This window comes from Neobacillus sp. SAB-20_R2A (assembly GCF_049568635.1).
Taxonomy (GTDB): Bacteria; Bacillota; Bacilli; order Bacillales; family Cytobacillaceae; genus Neobacillus; species Neobacillus citreus.
Genome location: NZ_CP145895.1, coordinates 1,722,141 through 1,745,946, shown reverse-complemented (window position 1 = coordinate 1,745,946; position 23,806 = coordinate 1,722,141). Strand labels below are relative to the sequence as shown.

The following is a 23,806-nucleotide window of genomic DNA, read 5'->3' as shown; positions in this document are numbered from 1 at the left end:
TATTTTTAAAAATGCGGGAGGCTGATAATCAGCCCCCTCATTTTTATTTCATATAAATAACTTTTCCATTACCGCTTTGCACTTTAGTATCCACTGTTTGTTTTTTGGTTTTATATTTTTTCTCATATTTAACAAACATAGAAACGTTAACAAGGATTCCCATTGCCGCAGCCAGCATTAACAAGGAGGAACCTCCATAGCTGATGAACGGCAGGGGAACACCTGTTAACGGAATAACCCCAGAGATCCCGCCAAGATTAATAAATGTTTGAATCCCAATCATACTTGAAATTCCAATCGCAAGGAGACTGCCGAAGGGGTCCTTACATTGCAAGCCGATATAAATCCCACGCAAAACAATATAAGCTAGCAGCAGGATGACAAAGCCTACACCCCAAATTCCTAATTCCTCGGCAATTACCGCCATAATAAAGTCAGTATGAGATTCCGGCAAATAGCCTAGCTTTTGAATGCTTTTACCTAGACCCAAACCATTTATACCGCCCTGTCCTATCGCAATAAAGGAATTTGCAAGGTGAAATCCAGCGTTTTGGGCATCAGCAAACGGATCGCCCCAGGATGAGAATCGTTCAAGCCGTTTTTCAGAAAAGATAAACCCCTTAGCCGCAATAAAAAGAGGCAGGATAATGATTATAGCCATCATAAGCAGTTTTCCAATCGTTTTATAATTCATTCCAGAACTAAAAATGATCATGCCGGCAATGAGGGCAATGATGCTCGCTGTGCCGTAATCAGGCTGAAGAGCAATTAATACACAAACTATAAAAAGAAAGAAAATTGGAGGTAGTACCCCTTTGTTAAATTGATTGATATAATCCTGCTTTTTCGAATAAACAGCTGCCAAATAAATGATAATTGCCAGTTTCACAAATTCAGAAGGCTGAAATTTAAAACCACCAATCTGATACCAGCTTTGTGCGCCGCCTGCGACAGTACCAAATACGAAAAGTCCCAATAAAGTGATAAGGGAGGTCAGAACAATAAATACCATTACTTGCGTAAACTTCATAATTTTATACGGAATGATAGCGGTAAAAAGGAAGATCAAAGCAAACAATAGCAGCCACATTTTTTGCTTTTGATAAAAATAATCACTTGGCACATCATACCTTTGGACGGCCCAAGCCATGCTCGAGCTATAAATCATGATTAAACCAAAAGTACATAAAAGTATAATGGCAATGATTAGAGAATAATCATATGATTTTAATATTTTCTTTACCATGCTTACATCCTCATTTTCAATTTAGGTTTATACCATTCTATTATAATCGAAATTTCATGTTATGACTTGAAGAAACAATTATTTGTTACAAGATTTTAATAGAGAAAATTCAGAAAAGTGAGGTAAAAAATATTAACTCTATATATAACAAAAAACTCAAACAATCGCAAGCATTGTTTGAGTCCTTTTGTGTTATTTTTTTATGGATGCATCGTGAAGCGCAGATAGTTCTCGTTCCAATTGATCTAAAATCGCTTTCCCATCCTTGCTATCTATTAAGCCCAATCTTACCGCAAAGTCTATTTCTCTAGAAAGGCCAAACATTTGGGTATCCAACACCTCTTCATAAAGAGGGCATTGAGGCATCGTGAGATTGTCCATTTGCACTTTGATAAGCTTTAATATTTTTTCAGCGTCTGCCTGCAATAAGGCAAAAGCTTTTTCCTGGTGATTCACGATCATTTCAGACGCCAACATTGATCCCCCCATTTCAGAGCGAATATTCAACTTATCTATAAATTTTACCTTTTGCAGCGGAAAATTGCAAGAACAATAAGGCTTAGCTGCCGCTCGATTGAATAATTATGACTTTCGAGCAGAAAAAGGCTATACTTAGTAATGTAAATAAGGAGGATTGACAATGGAACGCATTATCAATATAACAGGTAAAGTAAAATATCCAATTACACTTGACCCAAGTGTTTGGATCTTCGATGATCGCCGGCTTGATTTAACTACTCATTTTTCAACTGAGAAAGATAATACCGATTCTACGGAAGCATATACGAAAGCCGTGTCAAAGCACTGGGACCGTGAAATCATGGAAGGAGCCGTCTTCCCTCCGACATTAAAAACAGAGCGCATATATGAAAAACAAAAGATGCTAACCGGAACCTTCGGAATTCTATTTAAACCATTTCTGAAAAATTCCGAGCCGGCAAGCACCGCATCAGTGCTTGTAATTGAAACAGAAGATGATAATTATGAGTTGCCCTTAAATGAGGCCTATGAGTTGATTTTGGGATTCTCAGATAAAGGCAAGCAGCTATCCGCTGATGGCCCTGTTCATGTTTATTTTGGCGACGGCTCAAACCAGCAAAATCCTATTAAAAAAGTAAAAGCTTTTATCGTAAAATAGAACGGGCAATCTTGCCCGTTTTTACTTACAATAAATCCGCGGCTAGCCGTGCCAATCCCGACCTTTCCCCTTTTAATAGTTTCACATGACCGGAAATAACTTGATTTTTAAATTTCTCCACGACATAGGTTAAACCGTTATTATAAGCATCAAGATATGGATGATCAATCTGCTCCGGATCCCCCATTAAAACGATCTTACTGTCCTCTCCAACCCTGGTTATAATCGTTTTCACTTCATGCTTGGTCAGATTCTGCGCTTCATCGATAATAATAAATTGCTTAGGAAGACTCCTCCCCCGAATATAAGTTAGTGCCTCCACCTCAATGGATCCCATACCAGCTAAGATTGCATCCAGTTCCCCCGGTTTTTTTGTATTAAACAGAAATTCCAAATTATCAAAAATTGGCTGCATCCACGGCCGCAGCTTTTCCTGCTTTTCACCTGGTAAAAAGCCTAAATCCTTGCCGACCGGAACAATCGGCCGGGCGACGAGCAGTTTTTTATATTCGTGGAAATCTTCTGTCTGCATAAGTCCAGCGGCTAATGCCAGCAAGGTTTTTCCTGTTCCTGCTTTGCCGATTAAAGTTACGAGCGGGATATCTTTTCGCAGCAGCAATTCGATTGCCATTGTTTGCTGTACATTCCGCGAATGAATTCCCCAAACATGCTCTTGGTTCAGCGCTAGCTTCTTGACCTTCTTGGCCGTTATATTAACCATCCCAATCGCCGAGGCAGAGCTTCCGAGGGAATCCTTTAATATCAGAAATTGGTTTGGATAAAAAGTATAATTGGCGATTTCTGAAAGTAGAAGTTCTCCTTTCTCATAATAACGGTTTAACAGGTCTTTTGGGATATAGACCTCAAGAAATCCCGTATATAAAGAATCAACTTCCACCACCCGGTCATTTAGAAAATCCTCTGCAGATAGTCCGATGGCATCTGCTTTTACTCTTACTAATGCATCCTTGCTGACTAGAATAACGGGTTTCCCATTCTCCTTTGTTTGTTCCTCTAAAAACAAATTCTTCGCAACCGCAAGAATTCGATTATCATTTGTTTTTTCAACAAAAATATCTTGGAGCTCATGAAATGATCGGTGATTCAGCTCAATTCTGATGGTTCCTCCATTTTCAAGCGGGATTCTTTCATGGAGCTTTCCCGAGGCTCTGAGACCATCAATTAATCTTGATACATGCCTAGCATTTCTACCGATTTCATCCATGTACCTTTTCTTTGAGTCCACTTCTTCAAGTACGACTGCAGGAATAACTACTTCATTATCTTGAAAGGAAAAAATGGAATACGGGTCTTGTAATAAGACGTTTGTATCTAACACGTATATTTTACTCAAAGCGACGCCTCCTGCTTTACTTGGTGTATGGAAAGTGTAACATTACTATACATGCCATTTTGCCGGTTGGACTTTGGTAAAATATATGTTTATTGGAATAAAGATAGAAGGTGTTCCGCACAATAATTGTTAGTTGGGACCTTCATATCAAATAGAATATTATGTGAATTTTCCCAGTCTTTTAATTAGCCTTTTGGGAGGGTTTTTTATGAAGAAGATTTTAGTGACAGCTGCCATTTTCTTATTATTAACGGGATGTAATACGAATCAAAATAACGAGACGGCAAAAAATCAACAAAATAAATTAGTAAATGTAAAAAATAGCTACATAGAAAGTGTAGACCGAAAAACGGGCCAGGAAATATCAAAGCGGTTGGTGGAACTGGCGACAAGCGTACCGAATGTAAATGATGCAACTGCCGTGGTAATAGGGCGTTACGCAATCGTTGGAATCGATGTAAATGCCAAAATTGACCGTTCTCAGGTGGGGACTATAAAATATTCCGTGGCAGAAAGCCTCAAAAAGGATCGGTATGGTGCCAATGCCATCGTTGTAGCAGATGCCGATACCACTGAGCGGCTCAAAGAAATTCAGGCGGATATAAACAACGGGCGTCCAATCAAAGGGATTATGGAGGAGCTAGCTGACGTTGCCGGGAGGTTAATGCCGGAAATACCTGGAGATTTAATAACCCCTAATCCGAAAAACGCAACGGAAGAACCCGATAAAAAGCTCCCTGCAAAACAAGAAAAACAGCTTGAAAAAGAGCAGGAAAAACAGTCTAATTATCATAAATGAGAAAAAAGCTTAGCTGTAGGCTAAGCTTTTCTTATTGCATCCATGACCTGCCTGTCCAATCTTTCAGCGGCATTTTTATCATAGGTTTTGTCATATTGGACTTCCTGAACAATTTTAGAGCCATAAAACATGACATCCCTTACTTCCTTAATTTTCACTTCAATAAGGGCCAGTTTTAACGGAACGTCTTTCAGTCTTTCTTCTTTTAAATTGGCTTCTCCCTGGATGGAGTATGTAGACTCATTTGCGATAATATTAATAACGACATGGTTATTTTTATTTATATTTTCAATGATTCTGGAACGGTTATCAACCGCAAAATAGATGATATTTTCATCTTTTGCAAGCACCCAGGATATAGCACTGACATTTGGTCCACCTGTTTCATAATCAACGGTAGCCAGCGTAACAAATCTTTCTTTTTGCAATTCCTCATATAATGGTTTAATTAATTTTGGTTCGACTTGATTGACCATTTCTATTTTCAACTCCTTTTTCTTCATGCTGCCTTAAAACAGATATTCCCATATTACTACTATCTCTTTTTTTCTTCAACTAATACAACGTTCCCCTACAGACAGCCTTGATACTATAGTATAATAAGTAGTAACCAAGAAATATAAAGAGGTGCATAATGAGAGTTAAATGCGTGCTTTGTGATAAAATTGAAACGATTGATGACGAATCTCCAGAGGCAAAACGTTTAAGAAATCGTCCAATCCATACATATATGTGCGATCCATGTCAGGAACGTATAGCGAAAAAAACGAACGACCGGCTGGAGACTGGAAATTTCCGTTTTCTCAGGCCAAAATCAGATAGGGATGAATGGTAAAGAGGCTGACTTTTCCGGTCAGCCTCTTTTTTTAATCTGCAATAGGAAAGTTTTCGTATTTCTCTGGTTCTCTACTGATTTGGTCCAGCATAACTTCAATTAATTCCCGTGGGAAACGTGTTTTTTTACTATCTTCCCCCTGCTGATAGGCAACATAGTACATCACTTCATCGCGCGTAATTTCAACTTTGCTAATATGGTATTCATCCTTAAGCATTCGTTCGAAATGCTTTAAGGTATCTATCGCAGCCGTATCTTCCGGACGGGCATCACTAACTACTTTTATTGTCAGCCAATTATATAAAACATCCTGAACGGAATTCATCGTATCCCCCCATTACTTTGCCTCCGACTGCTGCTTTTTCGATTGATGCAGGCGGATTTTATAAATGATTAAGATTAGCGCAGATACAGCTAACGCTTCGGCTACTGGCAATGCATAAGAAAGAATCAGCAAAACTAAGCATCCAATTACGAGACAAGTATAAATGACCACGTTTTTTAAAAGAGGCAGCTTCTTCGCATACCCCAATTTATATACAACGACAGCCAAAATCACGATATATATAAACTGTAGCCAAACAGCCGTTTTAACATCTGTAAGCTGCATGAAAAATCTTAGAGTGGGGGAGAATCCTTCCATTTAAATTGCACTCCTTTTATTAACTCATTTCAGCATATTTTTTCTTTTTAGCCAAACGTTCCCGTTCGTTTTTATCAAGAATTTTCTTACGAAGACGGATTGATTGTGGAGTCACTTCACAAAATTCATCGTCATTTAAATACTCCAAAGATTCCTCCAAGGTCAAGAGACGAGGCTTTTTAATAACAGAAGTCTGATCTTTATTGGCAGAGCGAACATTTGTTGCCTGCTTAACCTTCGTAATATTAACTGTCAGGTCATTTTCACGAGTATGTTCCCCTACGATCATTCCTTCGTAAATTTCCGTTCCCGGCTCAACAAAAATGGTTCCGCGGTCTTCCACTTGCATAATACCATAAGTTGATGCTTTACCCGACTCCATTGAGACTAGTACACCTTGTCTTCTTCCGCCAACCTGACCCGTAGCCATTGGCTGGTAGCTGTCAAATGTATGATTGATGATTCCGTACCCTCTGGTCAGCGTCAAAAATTCTGTTGTGTAGCCAATTAAGCCGCGGGCAGGAACATTAAATATTAGCCGAACCTGACCTGTTCCATTATTAATCATATCAAGCATTTCACCTTTACGAGCTCCAAGAGATTCCATGACAGAACCGGTATGCTCCTCAGGAACATCAATTTGTACCCTCTCGATTGGCTCACAGCGTACTCCATCAATTTCCTTAACAATAACCTCTGGTTTGGATACTTGAAGCTCATATCCTTCACGGCGCATGTTTTCAATTAAGATGGAAAGGTGCAGTTCTCCGCGTCCGGAAACAATCCATGCATCTGGCGAGTCTGTATTTTCGACACGTAAGCTGACGTCTGTTTGCAATTGAGCTTGAAGTCTTTCCTCAATCTTTCTGGATGTTAAATATTTTCCTTCACGGCCGGCAAATGGGCTGTTATTGACAGCAAAAGTCATTTGCAGGGTTGGTTCATCAATCCTTAGCACTGGCAGGGCTTCCTGATTTTCTACTGGACAGACGGTTTCCCCGACATTAATATCCTCCATACCGGAAACAGCCACTAAGTCACCGGCAACCGCTTCTTGAACTTCCTCGCGCTTTAATCCAAAGAAACCAAATATTTTCGTTACCCTGAACTGTTTGACTGAGCCATCAAGCTTCATTAAAGCAACCTGTTGTCCCACTTTCATCGTTCCGCGGAAGACACGGCCAATACCAATTCTTCCTACATAGTCACTGTAATCCAGAAGGGCTACCTGAAATTGCAGCGGTTCCTCCCTGTTATCGACTGGTGAAGGAATGTGTTCAATAATGGCTTCGTATAATGACTGCATATTTTCATCTTGTTTATCCGGAGTCAAACTTGCTGTTCCATTGATGCCTGATGCATAGATGACAGGAAATTCTAATTGTTCCTCATTGGCATCCAGTTCGATAAACAAGTCGATCACTTCATCTACAACCTCTGCTGGACGGGCAAAGTCACGGTCGATTTTATTTACCACCACGATTGGAGTCAGATTTTGTTCCAACGCCTTTTTTAACACAAATCTTGTTTGCGGCATAGTGCCTTCATATGCGTCCACCACGAGCAGAACACCATCGACCATTCTCATAATCCGTTCTACTTCCCCGCCGAAGTCAGCGTGTCCGGGAGTATCCAGGATGTTAATTCTTGTATCTTTATATTGAATAGCAGTATTTTTGGCAAGGATTGTAATGCCGCGCTCTCTTTCCAAATCATTGGAATCCATGGCTCGTTCATCAACATGCTCATTTGAACGAAACGTTCCTGCCTGTTTTAATAACTGGTCCACCAAAGTGGTTTTTCCGTGGTCAACGTGCGCAATAATTGCAATGTTTCTTATATTATCTCTTTTCTTCAAAGAAGTTCCATCTCCTGACTATTTTCGGGTAAAATCTATTTATAGTTTCATTTACAACTAAAACATTATACCATAATAGAAGTGGAAACTTAAAAGTATTTTATTGTAGAATGAAAAATAAAGTTTTGATAAAGGAGTAAAGATCATGAAAAATGTAAAATGGCCGTTCCTCATTTATGCAATCCTTGCCGCAGCATGCATTATGGGAATAGGTGTTGCTATAGCCGAAAAAAGCCTGTTAGGGATATTAGGATGTATTATTGCTGTTATCGTTATCATGGGACTTGGTTTTAAAACAAAAAAGAAAATGCGTGAAAACGGAACGTTATAAATGAAAACTCGCCGATTGGCGAGTCCGTTAGGACGGTTCATGAGGCGTTGTTGAATTTATACTTTCTTATTAGCTAAAAAAAGAGGCTGACCTTATTAAGTCAGCTTCTTTACCATTTTCCGCCCTTTAAATATTCTTGAAGAATCGTTTGATGCAGCCCCGGCTTAGCAACAAAAAGGGAGTCTTGTGTAAGGTAATCCAGCTTCTCTCCCCTTAAATTAGTGACAACTCCACCAAGCTCCTTGATAATCACGGCCCCTGCTGCATAATCCCAGGGGGACAAACGCAGGGAGATATATGCGTCTACTCTGCCAGTAGCTACAAACACCATCTCTAAAGCCGCCGACCCATAGGATCTCGTCCCTCTTGCATCCCTAACTAATGGAATTAACAAATTATGGTCAATTCGGTGATTTTTCATTACCCATGTTGCATTCAAGGCAATTATGGACTTTTTCACTGAAGTCTCGCTTAAATTCGCAATCGGAGTTTCATTCAGATAGGCTCCCTTGCCGGAAAAAGCATGGTACAATTCATCATGAACCACATCATAAACTAACCCAATTTTGCCAACACCGTCTTCATAGACCCCGATAGAAATCGCAAAATTCCTTTGCTGATGAATAAAGTTCATCGTTCCATCGATTGGATCAATCATCCAGACGATTCCCTCAAGGCTGTCCAATTTATCTCCGAACCCTTCTTCTCCCATGATTTTATGATGAGGGTAAGCCTCTTTTATTTTTTTGATAAAAAATTGTTCTGTTTCTTTATCGATATTCGTTACCAAATCATTGGCATTTGATTTGGTTTGAATACTTAAGCGCTGATTAAAGGATTTCCGAATACTCTCTCCTGCTTCGTTTACCCATTGTTTTGCCTGGGAATAAAGACTTTCCCAATTCATCCTTCTTCACTCCAATTTATCTTTATTTCTTGTGAGCTTTCGATGTATGTAGTATGAGATACGGAAAAAATTTCATGTATCTATAGCTTAATCAAAGATACGCCAATCATCAACTTTTAGCGCCTTTATCCTTGATTCCTTTTTTACTTTTATTAACTTTTTCCAAACACAATAATAAACGAACTCCCCCGTCAACATTGGAGTTCGTTTAGATTATGAAAACTTTTCGTTTCATTCTATTTTGTATCCCCTTAAATTATTAATACAAATTTATTTTTATAAAGCTTTTAGCCGCATTAATTCCAAACGGATTCTTTCAAGCTTCTGTTTGCATTCTTTGATTTTTTTCTCGTCTTTTTCTTCAATCGCTTCAAATAAAACTGCTAATTCATAGTCCATTTCCAATCTTAGAACTGCTGCTTTTTGCTTTTCGCCAACTTTTTTAAGTGATGTATTCATCAACTGCTTCACCTTTTCTCCTCCCCCTAGGATTCATTTCGGTTTATTTTTTACTGTATAATATGAGGCATTTTGAAATGTTGGAACAAATATGTGCTTTAACCCAGATGCTGTTCATTTCATGTCTGTAAAGGCATTATGCTACAATGTTTGGGGAGTGGCTTATAGGAGGTATAGGGATGGATTTTAAAGGATTTACCGAAGAAGATTTTAATGTGTTTTTAGTCGAGGGATTGGAGAATAGAATGGAAGCTTTAAAAACCTCCATTCGTCCTAAATTAGAGCAATTGGGCCATCATTTCGCCCCATCCTTGAATGTATTAACTGGTGATGAAATGTTTGTTCATATTGCCAAACATGCAAGGCGGACAGTTAATCCGCCAAAGGATACCTGGGTGGCTTTCGCCAATAATCCGCGGGGCTATAAAATGCTGCCTCATTTTCAAATCGGCTTATGGCATACCCATTTATTTATTTGGTTTGCGGTTATTTATGAAGCTCCACAGAAGGAAGTAATCGCAGAGCGTCTGTCAAAAAAATTGACCAAGATATATAAAGAAATACCAAAAGAATTTGCGTGGTCTGCTGATCATACGAAGCCGGATACTTTCTCACACAGGGAAATATCAAAGGAAGAATTAAAGGGGCTAATCGACCGCTTACAAACAGTAAAAAAAGCAGAACTATTGTGCGGCTATACGATAGATAGAGAAGCTGCCATCGCGCTTGGCTCTGAAGGCTTGATAAATGAAATCGAAAATGTATTCCTAAAGGTTGCACCAATATATAAAATTGCTTGTAATTTGAAATAAACAAAGGAGACAGCTAATGTCTCCTTTGTTTATTTCATCATAATCCTCTCACCGGAAGAAGCTTCTTTTGCTTTTTTAATGGCCCGATAGGATGAATATCCGCTGATTTCTTCAAATTCACCGCAAACGGTCTTTTCCTCTGCTTTACTTGGGACAATTTCCTTAAATCTCCGGTAGACGGACATCAGCTGGTCGCGTTCAATTCCGGACTCATACGCTTTTTCAATGGCTTCAAAGAAATGAACGACATCAACAATTTCCTCTGTCGACCATCTGTAGTCTATTGGATACTGATATTCCATGTGATCACCTGCTGACTCTCTTTTATATTGTTTCTTATTCTTTCCACTTCCGGCGAATTTGTTCAGCTTCAAGGATAATCCGATCAAAAAGCTCGGCAGTAGACGGTACGTCTTTAATGAGTCCCATGACCTGGCCCGCCCAAGCGAAGCCTTTATCAACTTCACCATTATAAATGTACTGTTGATTAGCTTTTCCACTAATAAAATCCTTAAGCTCTTCATAACCGCCATGATTCTTTTCAATTTCAAGAATTCTATCTGTCCATGTGTTCGCAATTGCTCTTGCTGGTGCGCCGAGCGAGCGCTTAATCACCACTGTATCAGTTTCAGTGCCTTCAATCAATGCATTTTTATACACATCATTAGCATGAACACATTCCTTAGTGGCAATAAAACGAGTACCCATCTCTATTCCTTCAGCACCTAAACTGAGTGCGGCCATTAGCCCTCTGCCATCACCTATTCCGCCCGAAGCAATAACCGGTATTGACACTGAATCGACAACCTGAGGAATTAACACCATAGTACCTAGATCATCACGGCCGAGATGCCCTCCTCCTTCCTGCCCAACTACCATTACAGCATCAGCGCCAAGTTCCTCCGCCTTCACTGCCTGCCTTCTTGCAGCAACAAGGACAAGCTTTTTAATGGATATACCCTTTAATTGTTCAAAAATAGGAGCCGGATTTCCGCCAGTCATAGAAATAACAGGGACTTCTTCATCAATCGCTACCTGCAAAAAGTCAGCAAAAGGCCTTCCGGTTTGTCCGATGGCAAAGTTCACTCCAAAAGGATTATCTGTTAATTCTCTAACCTTCTTAATTTCTTCTCTAAGAAGTTCAGGACTTGCCAAGGACATGGCCGTAATTTGCCCAAGGCCGCCACTATTGGATACGGCTGCAGCTAAATCAGAATAAGCTAAATACGCAAGCCCGCCTTGAACAATTGGATAGCGGATATTTAATATTTCTGTTACTCGTGTCTGCCAATTCATATGAAAAATCACTCCTTAATTAGTCGTTATTTGTTATTTCGTTTCAAACGGGTAAATTTCCTTTTCTTTTGGGAAACTAAATTTTATAAATCCATTCGGATAAAAATTTACAGAATTCCTATGCAGACCACATATTTAATGCTATAATTCAATTTGTTTTTTTGAATTTTTATTTATAAGAGATCTTAATAAGAGGTGTGTATAAATTGTCCCAAAATCAAACACCGCTCTTTAGCGGTTTATTAGCACATGCCAATAGAAATCCAATTCAATTTCATATACCTGGACATAAAAAAGGAGCCGGTATGGATCCGGAATTCCGAGAGTTCATTGGTGAGAATGCTCTTTCCATTGACTTAATCAATATTGGACCGCTTGATGACCTCCATTCACCCAAAGGAATGATTAAGCAGGCCCAGGAATTGGCGGCAGAAGCTTTTGGCGCCGACCATACTTTCTTTTCAGTCCAAGGTACCAGCGGAGCCATTATGACAATGGTTATGGCAGTTTGCGGCCCTGGAGATAAAATCATTGTGCCACGAAATGTCCATAAATCAGTCATGTCGGCCATTGTCTTTTCAGGCGCAATTCCTGTATTTATCCATCCGGAAATTGACATGGAGCTGGGGATTTCCCATGGTATTACACCGGAATCAGTGGAAAAAGCACTTGAACAGCACCCTGATGCCAAAGGAGTATTAGTCATTAACCCTACTTACTTTGGAGTATCCGCCGACTTAAAAAGAATCGTGGAAATTGCCCACTCCTACGAAGTGCCAGTCCTTGTAGACGAGGCCCATGGAGTCCATATTCATTTCCATGAAGACCTTCCAATATCAGCCATGCAGGCAGGTGCGGATATGGCTGCAACCAGCGTCCATAAGCTTGGCGGTTCGATGACGCAAAGCTCCATCTTAAATGTTAAAGAAGGTCTTGTTTCGGTTAAACATGTTCAATCCATTCTCAGCATGCTTACGACAACATCCACTTCTTATTTATTATTGGCTTCGCTGGATGTTGCCAGGAAACAACTGGTGATGAAAGGAAAAGAATTAATTGACAGAACGATTCGCCTTGCGCAGTCCATCCGTCAAAGAGTGAACGAAATAGAACATCTTTATTGCCCTGGTGAAGAAATTTTAGATTCCAAAGCCATATTTGATTATGACCCGACAAAACTGATTATTTCCGTCAAAGATTTAGGGCTTACTGGCTATGAAGTAGAAAAATGGCTCCGGGAAAAGCACAATATCGAAGTGGAAATGTCTGACCTTTACAACATCCTCTGTATCATTACTTTAGGAGATACTGAAAATGAAGGGGATATTTTAGTAACCGCCCTAAGGGAGCTTTCTAAAGAGTATGAGAATCGTTCTGAAAAGATTGAGCCTGTTGAGGTTCTCCTTCCGGAAATTCCTTTGCTTGCCTTAACTCCGAGGGATGCGTTTTACTCTGAAACGGAAGTAGTAGCCCTGGAGAAATCTGAGGGGAGAATAATTGCTGAATTCATTATGGTGTATCCTCCAGGAATCCCAATTTTTATTCCTGGTGAGATTATTACGAAAGAAAACCTCCACTATATAAAGAAAAACTTGGAGGCCGGACTGCCTGTTCAAGGACCGGAGGACGATGAATTGAAAACAATCCGGGTTATTAAAGAATATAAGGCAATTCAATAGCAAATAAAAAATACAGGATTCCTAATGGAATCCTGTTTATTTTTAAGTAAATTATATTTATTTCACTTCTTTTTCCCCATGGCTTTCGCAGCAGCAGCCGCATTTTGAATAGAGAACCGTTACTTTTTCATCTTCAAAATGATCAATTGTTGAATTACAAGTTTGGCATACAATAGTACCCATGCTTATTAGTCCCCTTTTTTGTGGAATTATCACTAAATTGAAAGCGATTTACTATCCTTGAAATCATAATAATATATCACATTAAAAATTTCAAGCCTAATTGTATGTCACATTTAAAAAATAATAATTTAAATAGGAGTTAAAATTGTCCCAATAACAAACATTTTAGCTTCAAACTGTACAAATAAAGAAAAGTTTATAAATATACCTATTTAAGTTGTCATTATTTTTTATTCAATGCTAGAATAAAAGAGGTGATATTACAGGTATATAAGGGGGATAATGATGGCTTTAAATGCATATATAAAGCTCGTGCCTTCATCAGCGAAGCAAACGATTACAATCGAAGAAGTAAAGGATTTATTTCACTACTATAAAGACATTACAAGCAAAACTGGCGATCAGCTGAATTGGCAATTTGAGGATGCAGCACTACCTTATGAGATAAAAGAAACAGCTGAAGGAAAAGGAAACTGGTTTTATTTACATTCTGACCATGAACGTTACTTTGCCATTTTAATAGGTGTTGATAAAGAAACTGTCAAAACAGAAGAAGGCGGGGAATATGAGCAGACATATATTCAGGTTACCTTGCCGGAACAATCTACATACGGAGATAAAGGAAAAGCAAATGAATTTTGCAAATTCCTAGCCAAAAAGCTTCAAGGGGAATTGCACCTCTTTAACGAAAGAATTATGTACTTTTACCCAAGAAAATAAGCTCCCAAAGGGAGCTTCAACAGACTTGTTGAAAAGCTATCGAATGTTTTTTGACAATCCAAGCTCCTAAAAGGAGCTTTTTTTAATGTATATAACGTGCCATGGTGTAATGGATTGATGTATAGACCACTAGGCTTAATGTGGTAATAAAAAGTGTTTTGCGGAAAGAATTGGTGATTTTGTTGCCAATAATGAAAGCCAAATAAAAAAAGACGAAAAACATAATAACTTTGAATAGAAGCTGATCGTGTTTTGACAGCCATTCGATTAATGTATAGCCACTCCATATAATAAATTGCAGCATCATGACGATATAAACCCTCATCTTTGTCACCACGCAGTTACATTTATTAAAATAATTATATTATAGGAACAGCAAATTATTTGTAAAATTTTGCATTGCCAACTGCAAATATTTGATTTCCCCATAAAAAAGCCCCTTTCGTTATATGTACGAAAGGGACTTTTTTTATTATTTAAGGATGTGAATTGGACTTCCTAGAGCTACTTCCGCTGCTTCCATAGTGATTTCACCAAGGGTTGGGTGGGCATGGATAGTCATAGCCAAATCTTCAGCAGTCATCCCTGCTTCAATCGCAAGACCAAGCTCAGCAATCATGTCAGATGCGTTTGCACCGGCAATTTGTGCACCGATTACAAGGCCGTCTTCTTTCCGCGTAACTAATCGTAAGAAACCATCACTTGAGTCAAGCGATAGAGCACGGCCATTTGCTGCAAATGGGAACTTAGCAACCGTTACTTCCATTCCTTCTTCCTTCGCCTGCGCTTCAGTATATCCAACTGCAGCCAACTCAGGCTCAGAGAATACAACGGCAGGAATTCCTAAATAATCAATTTCAGAAGGATGTCCCGAAATTGCCTCCGCAGCAATTTTAGCCTCGTATGATGCCTTGTGGGCTAATTGAGGGCCTGCCACGACATCACCAATAGCGTAAATATTGCTAATATTAGTTCGGCATTGTTTGTCGATTTCGATCAATCCGCGCTCAGATAATTTCACCCCAGCTTGTTCAAGACCCATTTCATCAGTATTCGGACGACGTCCAACCATGACGAAAACGTAATCGGCTTCGATTTTCTTTTCTTCACCTTTTGTTTCAAAGGTTACCACGACGCCGTTTTCTGTCTCTTCCACACCTTTAGCCAAGGCTTTCGTATAGAACTCCGCGCCTTTTTTCTTCATATTGCGCTTAACCAAGGCCGCCATTTGCTTATCAAAAACACCCATGCCTAAAATTTCCTCGGCACCTTCCAAAATCGTCACCTGACTGCCAAAGTTTGCATAAGCACCGCCAAGTTCAATCCCGATAACACCGCCGCCAATCACGACAATTTTCTCAGGAATTTCGTTTAGATTAAGGGCACCAGTCGAATTTAGAACACGCTTTGAATATTTAAATGCCGGCAGTTCAATAGGACGGGAACCAGTTGCAATAATAGCATTATTAAAAGTATAAGTTTGAGCAGAATCTTCATTGATTACACGAAGAGTATTAGCATCCACAAAGTATGCTTCTCCGCGTACAATGTTCACTTTATTCCCTTTTAATAAGCCTTCAACACCGCCGGTTAATTTTTTTACAATACCAGCTTTAAATTCTTGAACCTTCGAGAAGTCAACCTTTACATTTTCAGCTGTAATCCCGAAGCCCTCGGAATGAAGGGCAGTTTCATAACGATGACCTGCGGCGATTAAAGCTTTTGAAGGAATACAGCCGACATTTAAACATACTCCGCCTACATATTCCTTTTCTACAATTGTTACCTTTTGTCCTAGTTGAGCAGCACGAATAGCTGCCACATACCCGCCAGGACCAGAGCCGATGACTATAGTTTCTGTTTCAATCGGAAAATCTCCAACTACCATTTTTCTTACGCCTCCATTAACAATAGTTCTGGATCATTCAACAATCGCTTGATATGATTTAGTGCATTCTGAGCAGTTGCACCGTCAATCATTCGATGGTCGAAGCTTAAGCTGATGGCTAATACAGGGGCTGCAACAATTTCGCCATTTCTAACAATAGGTTTCTCGGCAATTCGGCCAATTCCTAAAATAGCCACTTCAGGATGGTTAATGACTGGAGTAAACCATTGGCCTCCAGCAGAACCGATATTGCTAATTGTGCATGAGCCGCCTTTCATTTCATCAGGAGCTAGCTTTCCGCTTCTAGCCTTGTCAGCCAATTCATTAATTTCTTGTGAGATTGAGAAAACTGATTTACGGTCTGCATCCTTAACAACCGGAACTAATAGACCTTTTTCAGTATCAGCAGCAATACCAATATTGAAGTAGTGCTTATGAACTATTTCCCCAGCAGCATCGTCAATCGATGTATTAAAAACAGGGTATTCACGCAATGCACTTGTTAAAGCTTTTACGACATATGGAAGGAAGGTTAACTTGATGCCTTTCTGAGCAGCAACTTCCTTGAATTTTTTACGGTGGGCAACAAGCTTTGTTACATCTACTTCATCCATTAATGTAACATGTGGAGCAGTATGTTTGGAATTGACCATCGCTTTCGCAATTGCTTTGCGGATTCCGCTTAACTTCTCGCGGGTTTCCGGATATTGCCCTTGCGGAATTTGTACAGCAGCTTTAGGTGCTTCAACCGTTTCAGCAGATTCAGCTGCAGGTGCTGCTGCTTGAGGTGCCGCTGCTTGTGCACCACCGTTTAAGAATGCATCAATATTTTCTTTTAGAACCCGGCCATTTTTACCTGTTCCAGCGACTAAACTGATTTCTACACCTTTATCACGTGCATATTTACGCACAGATGGCATAGCAATAATGCGTCTATTAGGATCCACATCTGCCTGCGGTTGTGCGGCTGCAGCTTCTTGAGGCTGTGCAGCAGGCTGAGATGACGCTTCTGCAGGTTTCGTATCTGTAGAAGGTGCCGGCTGAGGAGCTGCTTGTGCTTCTGGCTGCGGCTGTTCTTCCGCATGGTCTCCTTTAAATTGTAAGTCTTCATATCCCGGTGCATCAAAAGTTACCAAAACTTGTCCTACTGTTGCTACCGTTCCTTCACCAACTAATACTTCAAGTACTGTTCCTTCAACAGGGGAAGGAATTTCAACTACAGCTTTATCGTTTTGAATTTCACAAAGGACATCATCTTCTTTTACCTGATCTCCAGGTTTGATGAACCATTTAACAATTTCCCCTTCGTGAATACCTTCACCGATGTCAGGCATTTTAAATTGAAATGACACTGGTATTCATCCTCCTATTTCGCTTGTGGTTTGCTTTTAGTATCAAGGGCAATAGGGAAACAGTTAAGCCCTATTTCCCTTTTCATTAAAATGTTAATACTTTTTTAGCTGTTTCAATTACGTCTTTGTAATTTGGAAGCCAAACAGCCTCGGCTTGTGAGAAAGGATAAATAGTATCCGGCGCAGCGACACGCAGTACTGGTGCTTCCAGGCTTAAAATTGCACGGTCATTGATTTCAGCCACTACAGTAGCAGCAACACCTGCCATTTTTTGTGCTTCTTGAACGACAATCGCACGGCCCGTTTTTTCAACAGATGCAATAATCGTGTCGATATCAAGCGGGCTGATTGTACGTAAGTCGACTACTTCTACAGAATGTCCTTCCTTCGCTAACTCATCTGCCGCTTTTAAAGATTCGTGCACCATTGCACCATAAGTAATAATAGATAAATCAGTACCTTCACGTTTTACATCAGCTTTACCAAGCGGAATAGTATACTCTTCCTCTGGCACCTCTTGGCGGAAAGCACGATAAAGCTTCAAATGCTCAAGGAAAATGACAGGGTCATTATCACGGATTGCTGAAAGCAATAATCCTTTCGCATCGTATGGTGTAGAAGGGACAACCACTTTTAACCCTGGAGTTTGTGCCATCAAACCTTCTAAACTGTCAGAGTGAAGCTCTGGAGTGTGTACGCCGCCGCCAAATGGAGAACGTACAGTAATCGGCATATGATAACGCCCACCTGAACGGTAGCGCATACGGGACATTTGTCCAGCAATTGAATCCATTACCTCGAATACAAAGCCAAAGAATTGAATTTCCGGGATAGGGCGGAAACCTGTCATTGCAAGACCAATTGACAACCCGCCGATTCCTGATTCAGCAAGCGGAGTGTCAAATACACGATCCTCGCCGAATTCTTTCTGAAGACCTTCGGTAGCACGGAATACACCGCCGTTTACACCGACGTCTTCTCCGAATACTAAAGTTTGAGGGTCATTTTTCAATTCTGTACGAAGTGCATCAGTAATTGCTTGAATCATTGTCATTTGAGCCATGACTTACTTCGACTCCTTTGCTTGATAAATTTCATTTTGTTCTTTTAAATTAACCGGCATTTCCTCAAACATGATGGATATTAAATCGGTAACCTTTTGTTTAGGAGTCGAATCCGCCTTTTTAATTGCCTCTTTAATATCTTCTTTTGCTTGTTCAATTACTTCATTTTCTTTTTCTTCACTCCATAAACCTTTCTTCTCAAGGAATTTACGGAAACGGACAAGTGGGTCTTTCTTTTCCCATTCATTATCAAGGTCAGCAGTACGGTAACGTGTTGGATCGTCACCAGCCATCGTATGTGGCCCATAACGATAGGTTAATGTTTCAATTAAGGTTGGTCCTTCGCCATTGATGGCACGATCACGAGCATCCTTTACGGCAGCATATACTGCAAGAGGGTCCATTCCATCGACTTGGATACCAGGGATTCCAGCAGCCATCGCTTTCTGAGCAATTGTTTTTGCTGCAGATTGCTTTTCAACTGGAGTGGAAATCGCAAATCGGTTGTTTTGAACTATGAAAATAGCTGGCGCCTTGAATGCACCTGCAAAGTTAATTCCTTCATAGAAGTCCCCTTGGGACGCGCCGCCATCACCTGTATAGGTAATCGCAACAGCCTTCGTACCGCTCTTTTTAAGTCCTAATGCCACACCTGCTGTCTGCACATATTGGGCACCAATAATAATTTGTGGAGATAAAACATTAACTCCCTCAGGAATTTGGTTGCCATGAAAATGTCCACGTGAAAACAAGAATGCTTGGTAAAGCGGCAGTCCGTGCCAAATTAACTGAGGAACATCCCGATACCCAGGTAAAATATAATCTTCTTTTTCTAGAGCAAATTGTGATGCCAACTGGGATGCTTCCTGTCCTGCGGTTGGTGCATAGAAGCCCAAACGGCCCTGACGATTTAGGGAAATGGATCTCTGGTCTAAAATTCTTGTGTACACCATCCGCCGCATAAGTTCCTGCAGCTGCTCGTCTGTTAATGCTGGCATTGCGCCTTCATTAACAACTTCCCCTTCTTCATTTAAGATTTGGAATGTTTTAAACTGTTCTTCTGCTGCTTGGAGTGACTTAACTGCATCCAACGGCATATTTTTGGTTTGAGAAGCCATCGTGGTCACATCTTCCTTTCATTATTTAAATACTTATAATTAAAATAAAATCCACTACGTTAGGTTACCCAAAAAAGCTGGAAAATAGGGTATTCCAAATTTTTTCAAATAAAAATTCTAAACCTAACTGCCAAATATAATCTGTATTAATATCTCCAACAGAAAATATAATACAACATATCATTCCATAACCGAGTTTACACCATCCAATCTGAAGCGTCAAATCCTTTACACCATAATTTTTCAACACATCCATATTATTTATTTTTCACCCATTCTAATAACCTGTATTAACTTGCAATTCACATCTGTTATATAAAAAACAACATTTATCTGGAGTTGTTATAATATAGAAAAAAGCCAGCCTTGTTTTTGGCTGACTTTTTATAATGTCATTTATTAGATGATTTTATTCCTGCCTGTTTATAGAACGAAAGCTTTGTCGCATTGTATTCCTCCGTTAACTTGTTAAAACTTTCGTTTGCGGCAAGAACGTTTTTATACGTCTCATTTACTTTCATAACTTGGGCTTCCAGAGCATCTAGCGGGAGCTCTTTGTTTTTAAACATTTCATACAATTCTTTATCATTTTTTAATGCCTCGGAATAATTACTGTACAAGACATCATGAGCCCTATACCTTTGCATCATAATATCATACAGTTCATTTGCTAATTTCTTTTGTTCCGGGTCTTTTAACTGATCCTTTATTTTTTTCACTTTTTGAAATTCTTTTTCAGACTCTTTTAAGCTGTTTGTTTCTTTTTCCAAAAGCTCTTTTCTTTTATCCGCTGAGTCTAACGCCTCATCGGATAGCTTTACAATTTGCTCATATTCCTTCATTCCTAGTTTTATGATTTGGTCATAAAGGTCTTTTTCTTTCTTTTCAAGAGAAACAAGTGGTTCCTGTTGTTCTTCAAACCCTTTCTCTTTTGCTACAACCTTTTCTAGGACATCATACATTTCCTTCGTGGGATCTTTTTCACTTGTGCAGCCCGATAATATCAAAATAAGAGCGAAAATAAACAGAGCATACCGTTTTCTTTTCATCTTAAAGCACCTTACTTTCCTTCTTATCACACTCTACTATATCTTTACTTTGTTTATTTGACAACATACCCTTTTGTCGAGAAGTAAAGAACCATCACCGTTAACAAATCCCAAAATGTTTGATAGACTAATGAGTACATATGATTTTATTCGAACATAGGAGTGAAGGTTATGTTAACGATGGATGATATCATTCGTGATGGACATCCCACTTTAAGGATGGCAGCAGCAGAGGTTTCCATGCCGCCAAGTGATGAGGATAAACAGATTCTTGCGAGTCTGTTAGAATATGTTATCAACAGTCAGGACCCTGAAATAGCGCAAAAATATGGTCTGCGGCCTGGGATAGGACTTGCAGCACCGCAAATAAATGTATCCAAACGGATGATTGCTGTTCACTGCACAGATGACAAGGGAGAGCTTATCAGTTATGCTCTATTTAACCCCAAAATCATCAGTCATTCTGTTGAAAAAACCTATTTACAAACAGGCGAAGGCTGTCTATCGGTTGATGAATCGATTCCGGGCTTTGTGCCGCGGTATGCCCGTGTCACTGTAAAAGGAACAAGTCTAACTGGCGAGGAAATTAAAATCCGCTTAAAAGGTCTGCCTGCTATTTGTTTTCAACATGAAATCGACCATTTAAACGGCATTATGTTTTATGATCATATTGATAAAAAGGACCCTTTTAAGCCAATTGAAGGGGCCAGCGCGATTGAACGATGATGAGGCTGTTTTAAGGACAGCCTCTTTTTTATGTCTGCTTCCCCCTTATTCCATCTTTATCCATGAAAAATTCAGCCATTTCACCATATAATAATAGTAAAAAAAGGCTCTTTCAAAAAATTTCAATTATCTGCCATCACCACCTTTACATTGGACAAGGATTGTTTAAAATAAGAAGTAAGGAGATGATCCACTATGTTAAAGAAGCTGAGGAAGAAGCTTTTAAAACAGTGGAAAGAATTACTCAGAAAAAAATCGATTGCCTAAACTTTTCGAGCCCTTCAAAGTTGCGAAGGGCTCCTTCGTTATTGTAAATTATTAAAACATGCATTTTTACATACATTTCATAATGAAACTAAGTTTTCCACTGAAAATAATGAAAAAGATGAAAATGTTTTATATAATAGAAAAAGTCATGATGAATTAAGGAGCGAGAATAATGTTATTTAAGGTCTATTTTCAAGAAAGCATTAACGAAGTCCCAGTTAGAGAAAATACAAAAACCATTTTCGTTGAAGGTGAATCAAAACGGGATGTTCTTTCAAAAATTGCGGAACGAAAATTTAATGTGGAATATGTTCAAGAGGTCCAAGGAGCCTATTTAGAATATGAGCAGCAAAACGAAAACTTTAAAGTATTGGAGATTTGATAATTTATGAAATTTGTAAAAAACGATCAAGCAGCTGTTTTTGCCCTGGGGGGATTGGGTGAAATAGGCAAAAACACGTACGGGGTACAATTCCAAGATGAAATTATCTTAATTGATGCTGGAATTAAATTTCCCGAGGATGAATTATTGGGAATAGATTACGTCATTCCTGATTACAGTTATTTAGTTAAAAATGAAGATAAAATTAAGGGCTTATTCGTCACCCACGGCCATGAAGACCACATAGGCGGCATTCCTTATTTATTGCGCGAAGTCAATATTCCGATTTATGGAGGGAAGCTGGCGCTTGGGTTAATTAAAAATAAGCTGGAAGAACATGGCCTACTGCGGAATGCTAAATTAATCGAAATTAAAGAAGATGATGTGATTAAGTTCCGGAAAACATCGGTTACCTTTTTCCGGACAACCCATAGTATCCCAGACTCCTATGGCATTGTCGTAAAAACGCCTCCGGGCCAGATCGTCCACACAGGTGATTTTAAATTTGACTTCACACCGGTCGGAGAACCAGCAAATTTAACAAAAATGGCGGAAATCGGCAAAGAAGGCGTGCTTTGTTTATTATCTGATAGTACCAATAGTGAAATTCCTGATTTCACTATGTCGGAACGTCGGGTTGGTGAAAGCATCGATGATATTTTCCGCAAGGTAGACGGACGAATCATTTTTGCTACTTTTGCTTCCAATATTCATAGACTTCAGCAGGTAACAGAAGCAGCCGTTACCTACGGCCGAAAAGTTGCTGTATTTGGACGGAGCATGGAAGCAGCGATTAATATCGGTCTTGATTTAGGCTATATTAGGGCACCGAAAGATACCTTCGTTGATGCTGGTCAGATTAATCGCCTGCCGGCTGATAAAGTAACCATCCTTTGCACAGGAAGCCAAGGGGAGCCAATGGCTGCGTTATCGAGAATCGCTAACGGTACACATAGACAAATTCAAATTATTCCTGGAGATACTGTGGTCTTTTCCTCATCTCCTATTCCTGGAAACACTATCAGTGTCTCAAGAACAATCAATAGTTTGTTTAGAGCGGGTGCCGAGGTAATCCACGGTAAATTAAGTAATATTCACACATCCGGTCATGGCGGACAAGAAGAACAAAAGTTAATGCTCCGATTAATCAAGCCGAAATTCTTTATGCCTATTCATGGCGAATATAGGATGCAAAGAATGCATGCTAAACTTGCCGTTGATTGCGGCGTGCAAGAAGAAAATTGCTTCATTATGGACAATGGCGAAGTCCTTGCATTATCAGAAAATACAGCCCAGGTTGCCGGAAAGATTCCATCAGGGAATGTATATATTGATGGAAGCGGTGTGGGCGATATTGGCAATATCGTTTTAAGAGACAGAAGAATTTTATCTGAAGAGGGCTTAGTAGTGGTTGTTGTCAGCATCAACATGAAGGAATTTAAAATTGCTTCCGGTCCAGATTTAATTTCACGTGGATTTGTTTATATGCGTGAGTCAGGGGACCTAATCAATGATGCACAAAATTTAATTACCAAGCATCTTAACAAGATAATGGAGCGGAAAACAAGCCAATGGTCAGAAATTAAAAATGAAATTACCGATACGCTGGCTCCATTCCTATATGAAAAAACAAAGAGAAGACCAATGATTTTACCAATTATTATGGAAGTATAAAAAAAGGAACCGCTAGGCGGTTCCTT

General features: G+C 39.5%; 28 protein-coding genes. 10 read left to right on the top strand and 18 right to left on the bottom strand.

Features of this window, described 5'->3' with window-relative positions:
- Window positions 1–43: 43 nt before the first annotated feature.
- The gene (gene ftsW / locus V5M37_RS08725) at window positions 44–1,246 is read right to left on the bottom strand and encodes a putative lipid II flippase FtsW (RefSeq protein WP_423801607.1); all 1,203 of its coding nucleotides are present in this window, start codon (window positions 1,244–1,246) and stop codon (window positions 44–46) included.
- Between the two features lie 192 nt (window positions 1,247–1,438).
- Window positions 1,439–1,720, bottom strand: a complete 282-nt coding sequence (locus tag V5M37_RS08720) for a YlaN family protein (RefSeq protein ID WP_213141311.1) — start codon at window positions 1,718–1,720, stop codon at window positions 1,439–1,441.
- 166 nt (window positions 1,721–1,886) lie between these two features.
- On the opposite strand from V5M37_RS08720, the gene V5M37_RS08715 reads away from it, so the two are divergent.
- Window positions 1,887–2,384, top strand: a complete 498-nt coding sequence (locus V5M37_RS08715) for a peptidyl-prolyl cis-trans isomerase (RefSeq protein WP_423801606.1) — start codon at window positions 1,887–1,889, stop codon at window positions 2,382–2,384.
- A gap of 25 nt (window positions 2,385–2,409) precedes the next feature.
- Here V5M37_RS08715 and V5M37_RS08710 read toward each other — a convergent pair whose 3' ends face one another.
- Window positions 2,410–3,738, bottom strand: a complete 1,329-nt coding sequence (locus tag V5M37_RS08710; protein WP_213140877.1) for a PhoH family protein — start codon at window positions 3,736–3,738, stop codon at window positions 2,410–2,412.
- A gap of 208 nt (window positions 3,739–3,946) precedes the next feature.
- Here V5M37_RS08710 and V5M37_RS08705 point away from each other — a divergent pair, with 208 nt between their 5' ends.
- The gene (locus V5M37_RS08705; RefSeq protein ID WP_423801605.1) at window positions 3,947–4,537 is read left to right on the top strand and encodes a YhcN/YlaJ family sporulation lipoprotein; all 591 of its coding nucleotides are present in this window, start codon (window positions 3,947–3,949) and stop codon (window positions 4,535–4,537) included.
- A gap of 20 nt (window positions 4,538–4,557) precedes the next feature.
- Here V5M37_RS08705 and V5M37_RS08700 read toward each other — a convergent pair whose 3' ends face one another.
- Window positions 4,558–5,013: a pyridoxamine 5'-phosphate oxidase family protein gene (locus V5M37_RS08700; RefSeq protein WP_213116466.1), complete on the bottom strand. Its 456-nt coding sequence runs from the start codon at window positions 5,011–5,013 to the stop codon at window positions 4,558–4,560.
- 158 nt (window positions 5,014–5,171) lie between these two features.
- Here V5M37_RS08700 and V5M37_RS08695 point away from each other — a divergent pair, with 158 nt between their 5' ends.
- On the top strand, window positions 5,172–5,372 hold the full coding sequence (locus tag V5M37_RS08695; protein ID WP_213116467.1) for a YlaI family protein: 201 nt from the start codon (window positions 5,172–5,174) through the stop codon (window positions 5,370–5,372).
- 31 nt (window positions 5,373–5,403) lie between these two features.
- Here V5M37_RS08695 and V5M37_RS08690 read toward each other — a convergent pair whose 3' ends face one another.
- The 3 genes from V5M37_RS08690 to typA are packed head-to-tail and all read right to left on the bottom strand — an operon-like array spanning window position 5,404 to window position 7,873.
- Window positions 5,404–5,697 carry a hypothetical protein gene (locus V5M37_RS08690; RefSeq protein ID WP_423801604.1) on the bottom strand — a complete coding sequence of 98 codons (294 nt, stop codon included), beginning with the start codon at window positions 5,695–5,697 and terminating at the stop codon, window positions 5,404–5,406.
- 12 nt (window positions 5,698–5,709) lie between these two features.
- Window positions 5,710–6,015, bottom strand: coding sequence for a YlaH-like family protein (locus V5M37_RS08685; protein WP_213116469.1), 306 nt, complete (start codon window positions 6,013–6,015; stop codon window positions 5,710–5,712).
- Window positions 6,016–6,034: 19 nt separating this feature from the next.
- Entirely contained in the window at window positions 6,035–7,873 is a 1,839-nt protein-coding gene (gene typA, locus V5M37_RS08680; RefSeq protein ID WP_423801603.1) for a translational GTPase TypA, read from the bottom strand.
- Between the two features lie 145 nt (window positions 7,874–8,018).
- Here typA and V5M37_RS08675 point away from each other — a divergent pair, with 145 nt between their 5' ends.
- The gene (locus V5M37_RS08675; RefSeq protein ID WP_423801602.1) at window positions 8,019–8,204 is read left to right on the top strand and encodes a YlaF family protein; all 186 of its coding nucleotides are present in this window, start codon (window positions 8,019–8,021) and stop codon (window positions 8,202–8,204) included.
- Between the two features lie 109 nt (window positions 8,205–8,313).
- Here the strand turns inward: V5M37_RS08675 and V5M37_RS08670 are convergent, their stop codons facing one another.
- Together V5M37_RS08670 and V5M37_RS08665 are read right to left on the bottom strand one after the other, a co-directional pair.
- Window positions 8,314–9,111 (bottom strand): inositol monophosphatase family protein, encoded by a 798-nt coding sequence (locus V5M37_RS08670; RefSeq protein WP_423801601.1) that lies wholly within the window; start codon window positions 9,109–9,111, stop codon window positions 8,314–8,316.
- Window positions 9,112–9,387: 276 nt separating this feature from the next.
- Window positions 9,388–9,582 carry a hypothetical protein gene (locus V5M37_RS08665; protein WP_213140884.1) on the bottom strand — a complete coding sequence of 65 codons (195 nt, stop codon included), beginning with the start codon at window positions 9,580–9,582 and terminating at the stop codon, window positions 9,388–9,390.
- 167 nt (window positions 9,583–9,749) lie between these two features.
- Between V5M37_RS08665 and V5M37_RS08660 the strand changes: the two genes are divergently transcribed.
- Window positions 9,750–10,382, top strand: a complete 633-nt coding sequence (locus tag V5M37_RS08660) for a YktB family protein (protein WP_423801600.1) — start codon at window positions 9,750–9,752, stop codon at window positions 10,380–10,382.
- A gap of 29 nt (window positions 10,383–10,411) precedes the next feature.
- Here the strand turns inward: V5M37_RS08660 and V5M37_RS08655 are convergent, their stop codons facing one another.
- Entirely contained in the window at window positions 10,412–10,684 is a 273-nt protein-coding gene (locus tag V5M37_RS08655) for a UPF0223 family protein (RefSeq protein WP_423801599.1), read from the bottom strand.
- Between the two features lie 34 nt (window positions 10,685–10,718).
- Window positions 10,719–11,678 carry an NAD(P)H-dependent flavin oxidoreductase gene (locus V5M37_RS08650; protein WP_423801598.1) on the bottom strand — a complete coding sequence of 320 codons (960 nt, stop codon included), beginning with the start codon at window positions 11,676–11,678 and terminating at the stop codon, window positions 10,719–10,721.
- A 206-nt stretch (window positions 11,679–11,884) separates the two neighbouring features.
- Between V5M37_RS08650 and V5M37_RS08645 the strand changes: the two genes are divergently transcribed.
- The gene (locus tag V5M37_RS08645) at window positions 11,885–13,357 is read left to right on the top strand and encodes an aminotransferase class I/II-fold pyridoxal phosphate-dependent enzyme (RefSeq protein ID WP_213140888.1); all 1,473 of its coding nucleotides are present in this window, start codon (window positions 11,885–11,887) and stop codon (window positions 13,355–13,357) included.
- 57 nt (window positions 13,358–13,414) lie between these two features.
- On the opposite strand, the gene V5M37_RS08640 is transcribed toward V5M37_RS08645, so the two are convergent.
- A complete protein-coding gene (locus tag V5M37_RS08640; RefSeq protein WP_213116478.1) occupies window positions 13,415–13,540 on the bottom strand; it encodes a GapA-binding peptide SR1P in 126 nt (41 codons plus the stop codon).
- A gap of 285 nt (window positions 13,541–13,825) precedes the next feature.
- Between V5M37_RS08640 and V5M37_RS08635 the strand changes: the two genes are divergently transcribed.
- Window positions 13,826–14,260 (top strand): DUF1885 family protein, encoded by a 435-nt coding sequence (locus V5M37_RS08635; protein WP_213141312.1) that lies wholly within the window; start codon window positions 13,826–13,828, stop codon window positions 14,258–14,260.
- A gap of 82 nt (window positions 14,261–14,342) precedes the next feature.
- Here V5M37_RS08635 and V5M37_RS08630 read toward each other — a convergent pair whose 3' ends face one another.
- From V5M37_RS08630 to V5M37_RS08605, 6 genes are all read right to left on the bottom strand, one after another.
- Window positions 14,343–14,585, bottom strand: coding sequence for a hypothetical protein (locus tag V5M37_RS08630; protein WP_213116480.1), 243 nt, complete (start codon window positions 14,583–14,585; stop codon window positions 14,343–14,345).
- Window positions 14,586–14,732: 147 nt separating this feature from the next.
- The gene (gene lpdA / locus V5M37_RS08625) at window positions 14,733–16,148 is read right to left on the bottom strand and encodes a dihydrolipoyl dehydrogenase (protein ID WP_213140889.1); all 1,416 of its coding nucleotides are present in this window, start codon (window positions 16,146–16,148) and stop codon (window positions 14,733–14,735) included.
- A gap of 5 nt (window positions 16,149–16,153) precedes the next feature.
- Window positions 16,154–17,500: a dihydrolipoamide acetyltransferase family protein gene (locus V5M37_RS08620; protein WP_423801597.1), complete on the bottom strand. Its 1,347-nt coding sequence runs from the start codon at window positions 17,498–17,500 to the stop codon at window positions 16,154–16,156.
- A gap of 85 nt (window positions 17,501–17,585) precedes the next feature.
- Complete coding sequence (locus V5M37_RS08615) at window positions 17,586–18,563, bottom strand: alpha-ketoacid dehydrogenase subunit beta (protein WP_423801596.1); 978 nt, start codon at window positions 18,561–18,563, stop codon at window positions 17,586–17,588.
- A 3-nt stretch (window positions 18,564–18,566) separates the two neighbouring features.
- Entirely contained in the window at window positions 18,567–19,682 is a 1,116-nt protein-coding gene (pdhA, locus tag V5M37_RS08610) for a pyruvate dehydrogenase (acetyl-transferring) E1 component subunit alpha (protein WP_423801595.1), read from the bottom strand.
- 392 nt (window positions 19,683–20,074) lie between these two features.
- Window positions 20,075–20,731 carry a YkyA family protein gene (locus V5M37_RS08605; protein ID WP_423801594.1) on the bottom strand — a complete coding sequence of 219 codons (657 nt, stop codon included), beginning with the start codon at window positions 20,729–20,731 and terminating at the stop codon, window positions 20,075–20,077.
- 171 nt (window positions 20,732–20,902) lie between these two features.
- On the opposite strand from V5M37_RS08605, the gene def reads away from it, so the two are divergent.
- The 3 genes from def to rnjA all read left to right on the top strand — a co-directional run bounded on the left by def (window position 20,903) and on the right by rnjA (window position 23,780).
- On the top strand, window positions 20,903–21,457 hold the full coding sequence (def, locus tag V5M37_RS08600; RefSeq protein ID WP_423801593.1) for a peptide deformylase: 555 nt from the start codon (window positions 20,903–20,905) through the stop codon (window positions 21,455–21,457).
- A gap of 439 nt (window positions 21,458–21,896) precedes the next feature.
- The gene (locus V5M37_RS08595; protein WP_213140896.1) at window positions 21,897–22,106 is read left to right on the top strand and encodes a DNA-dependent RNA polymerase subunit epsilon; all 210 of its coding nucleotides are present in this window, start codon (window positions 21,897–21,899) and stop codon (window positions 22,104–22,106) included.
- Between the two features lie 6 nt (window positions 22,107–22,112).
- Entirely contained in the window at window positions 22,113–23,780 is a 1,668-nt protein-coding gene (gene rnjA, locus V5M37_RS08590) for a ribonuclease J1 (RefSeq protein WP_213140897.1), read from the top strand.
- The last annotated feature ends 26 nt before the right edge of the window (window positions 23,781–23,806 follow it).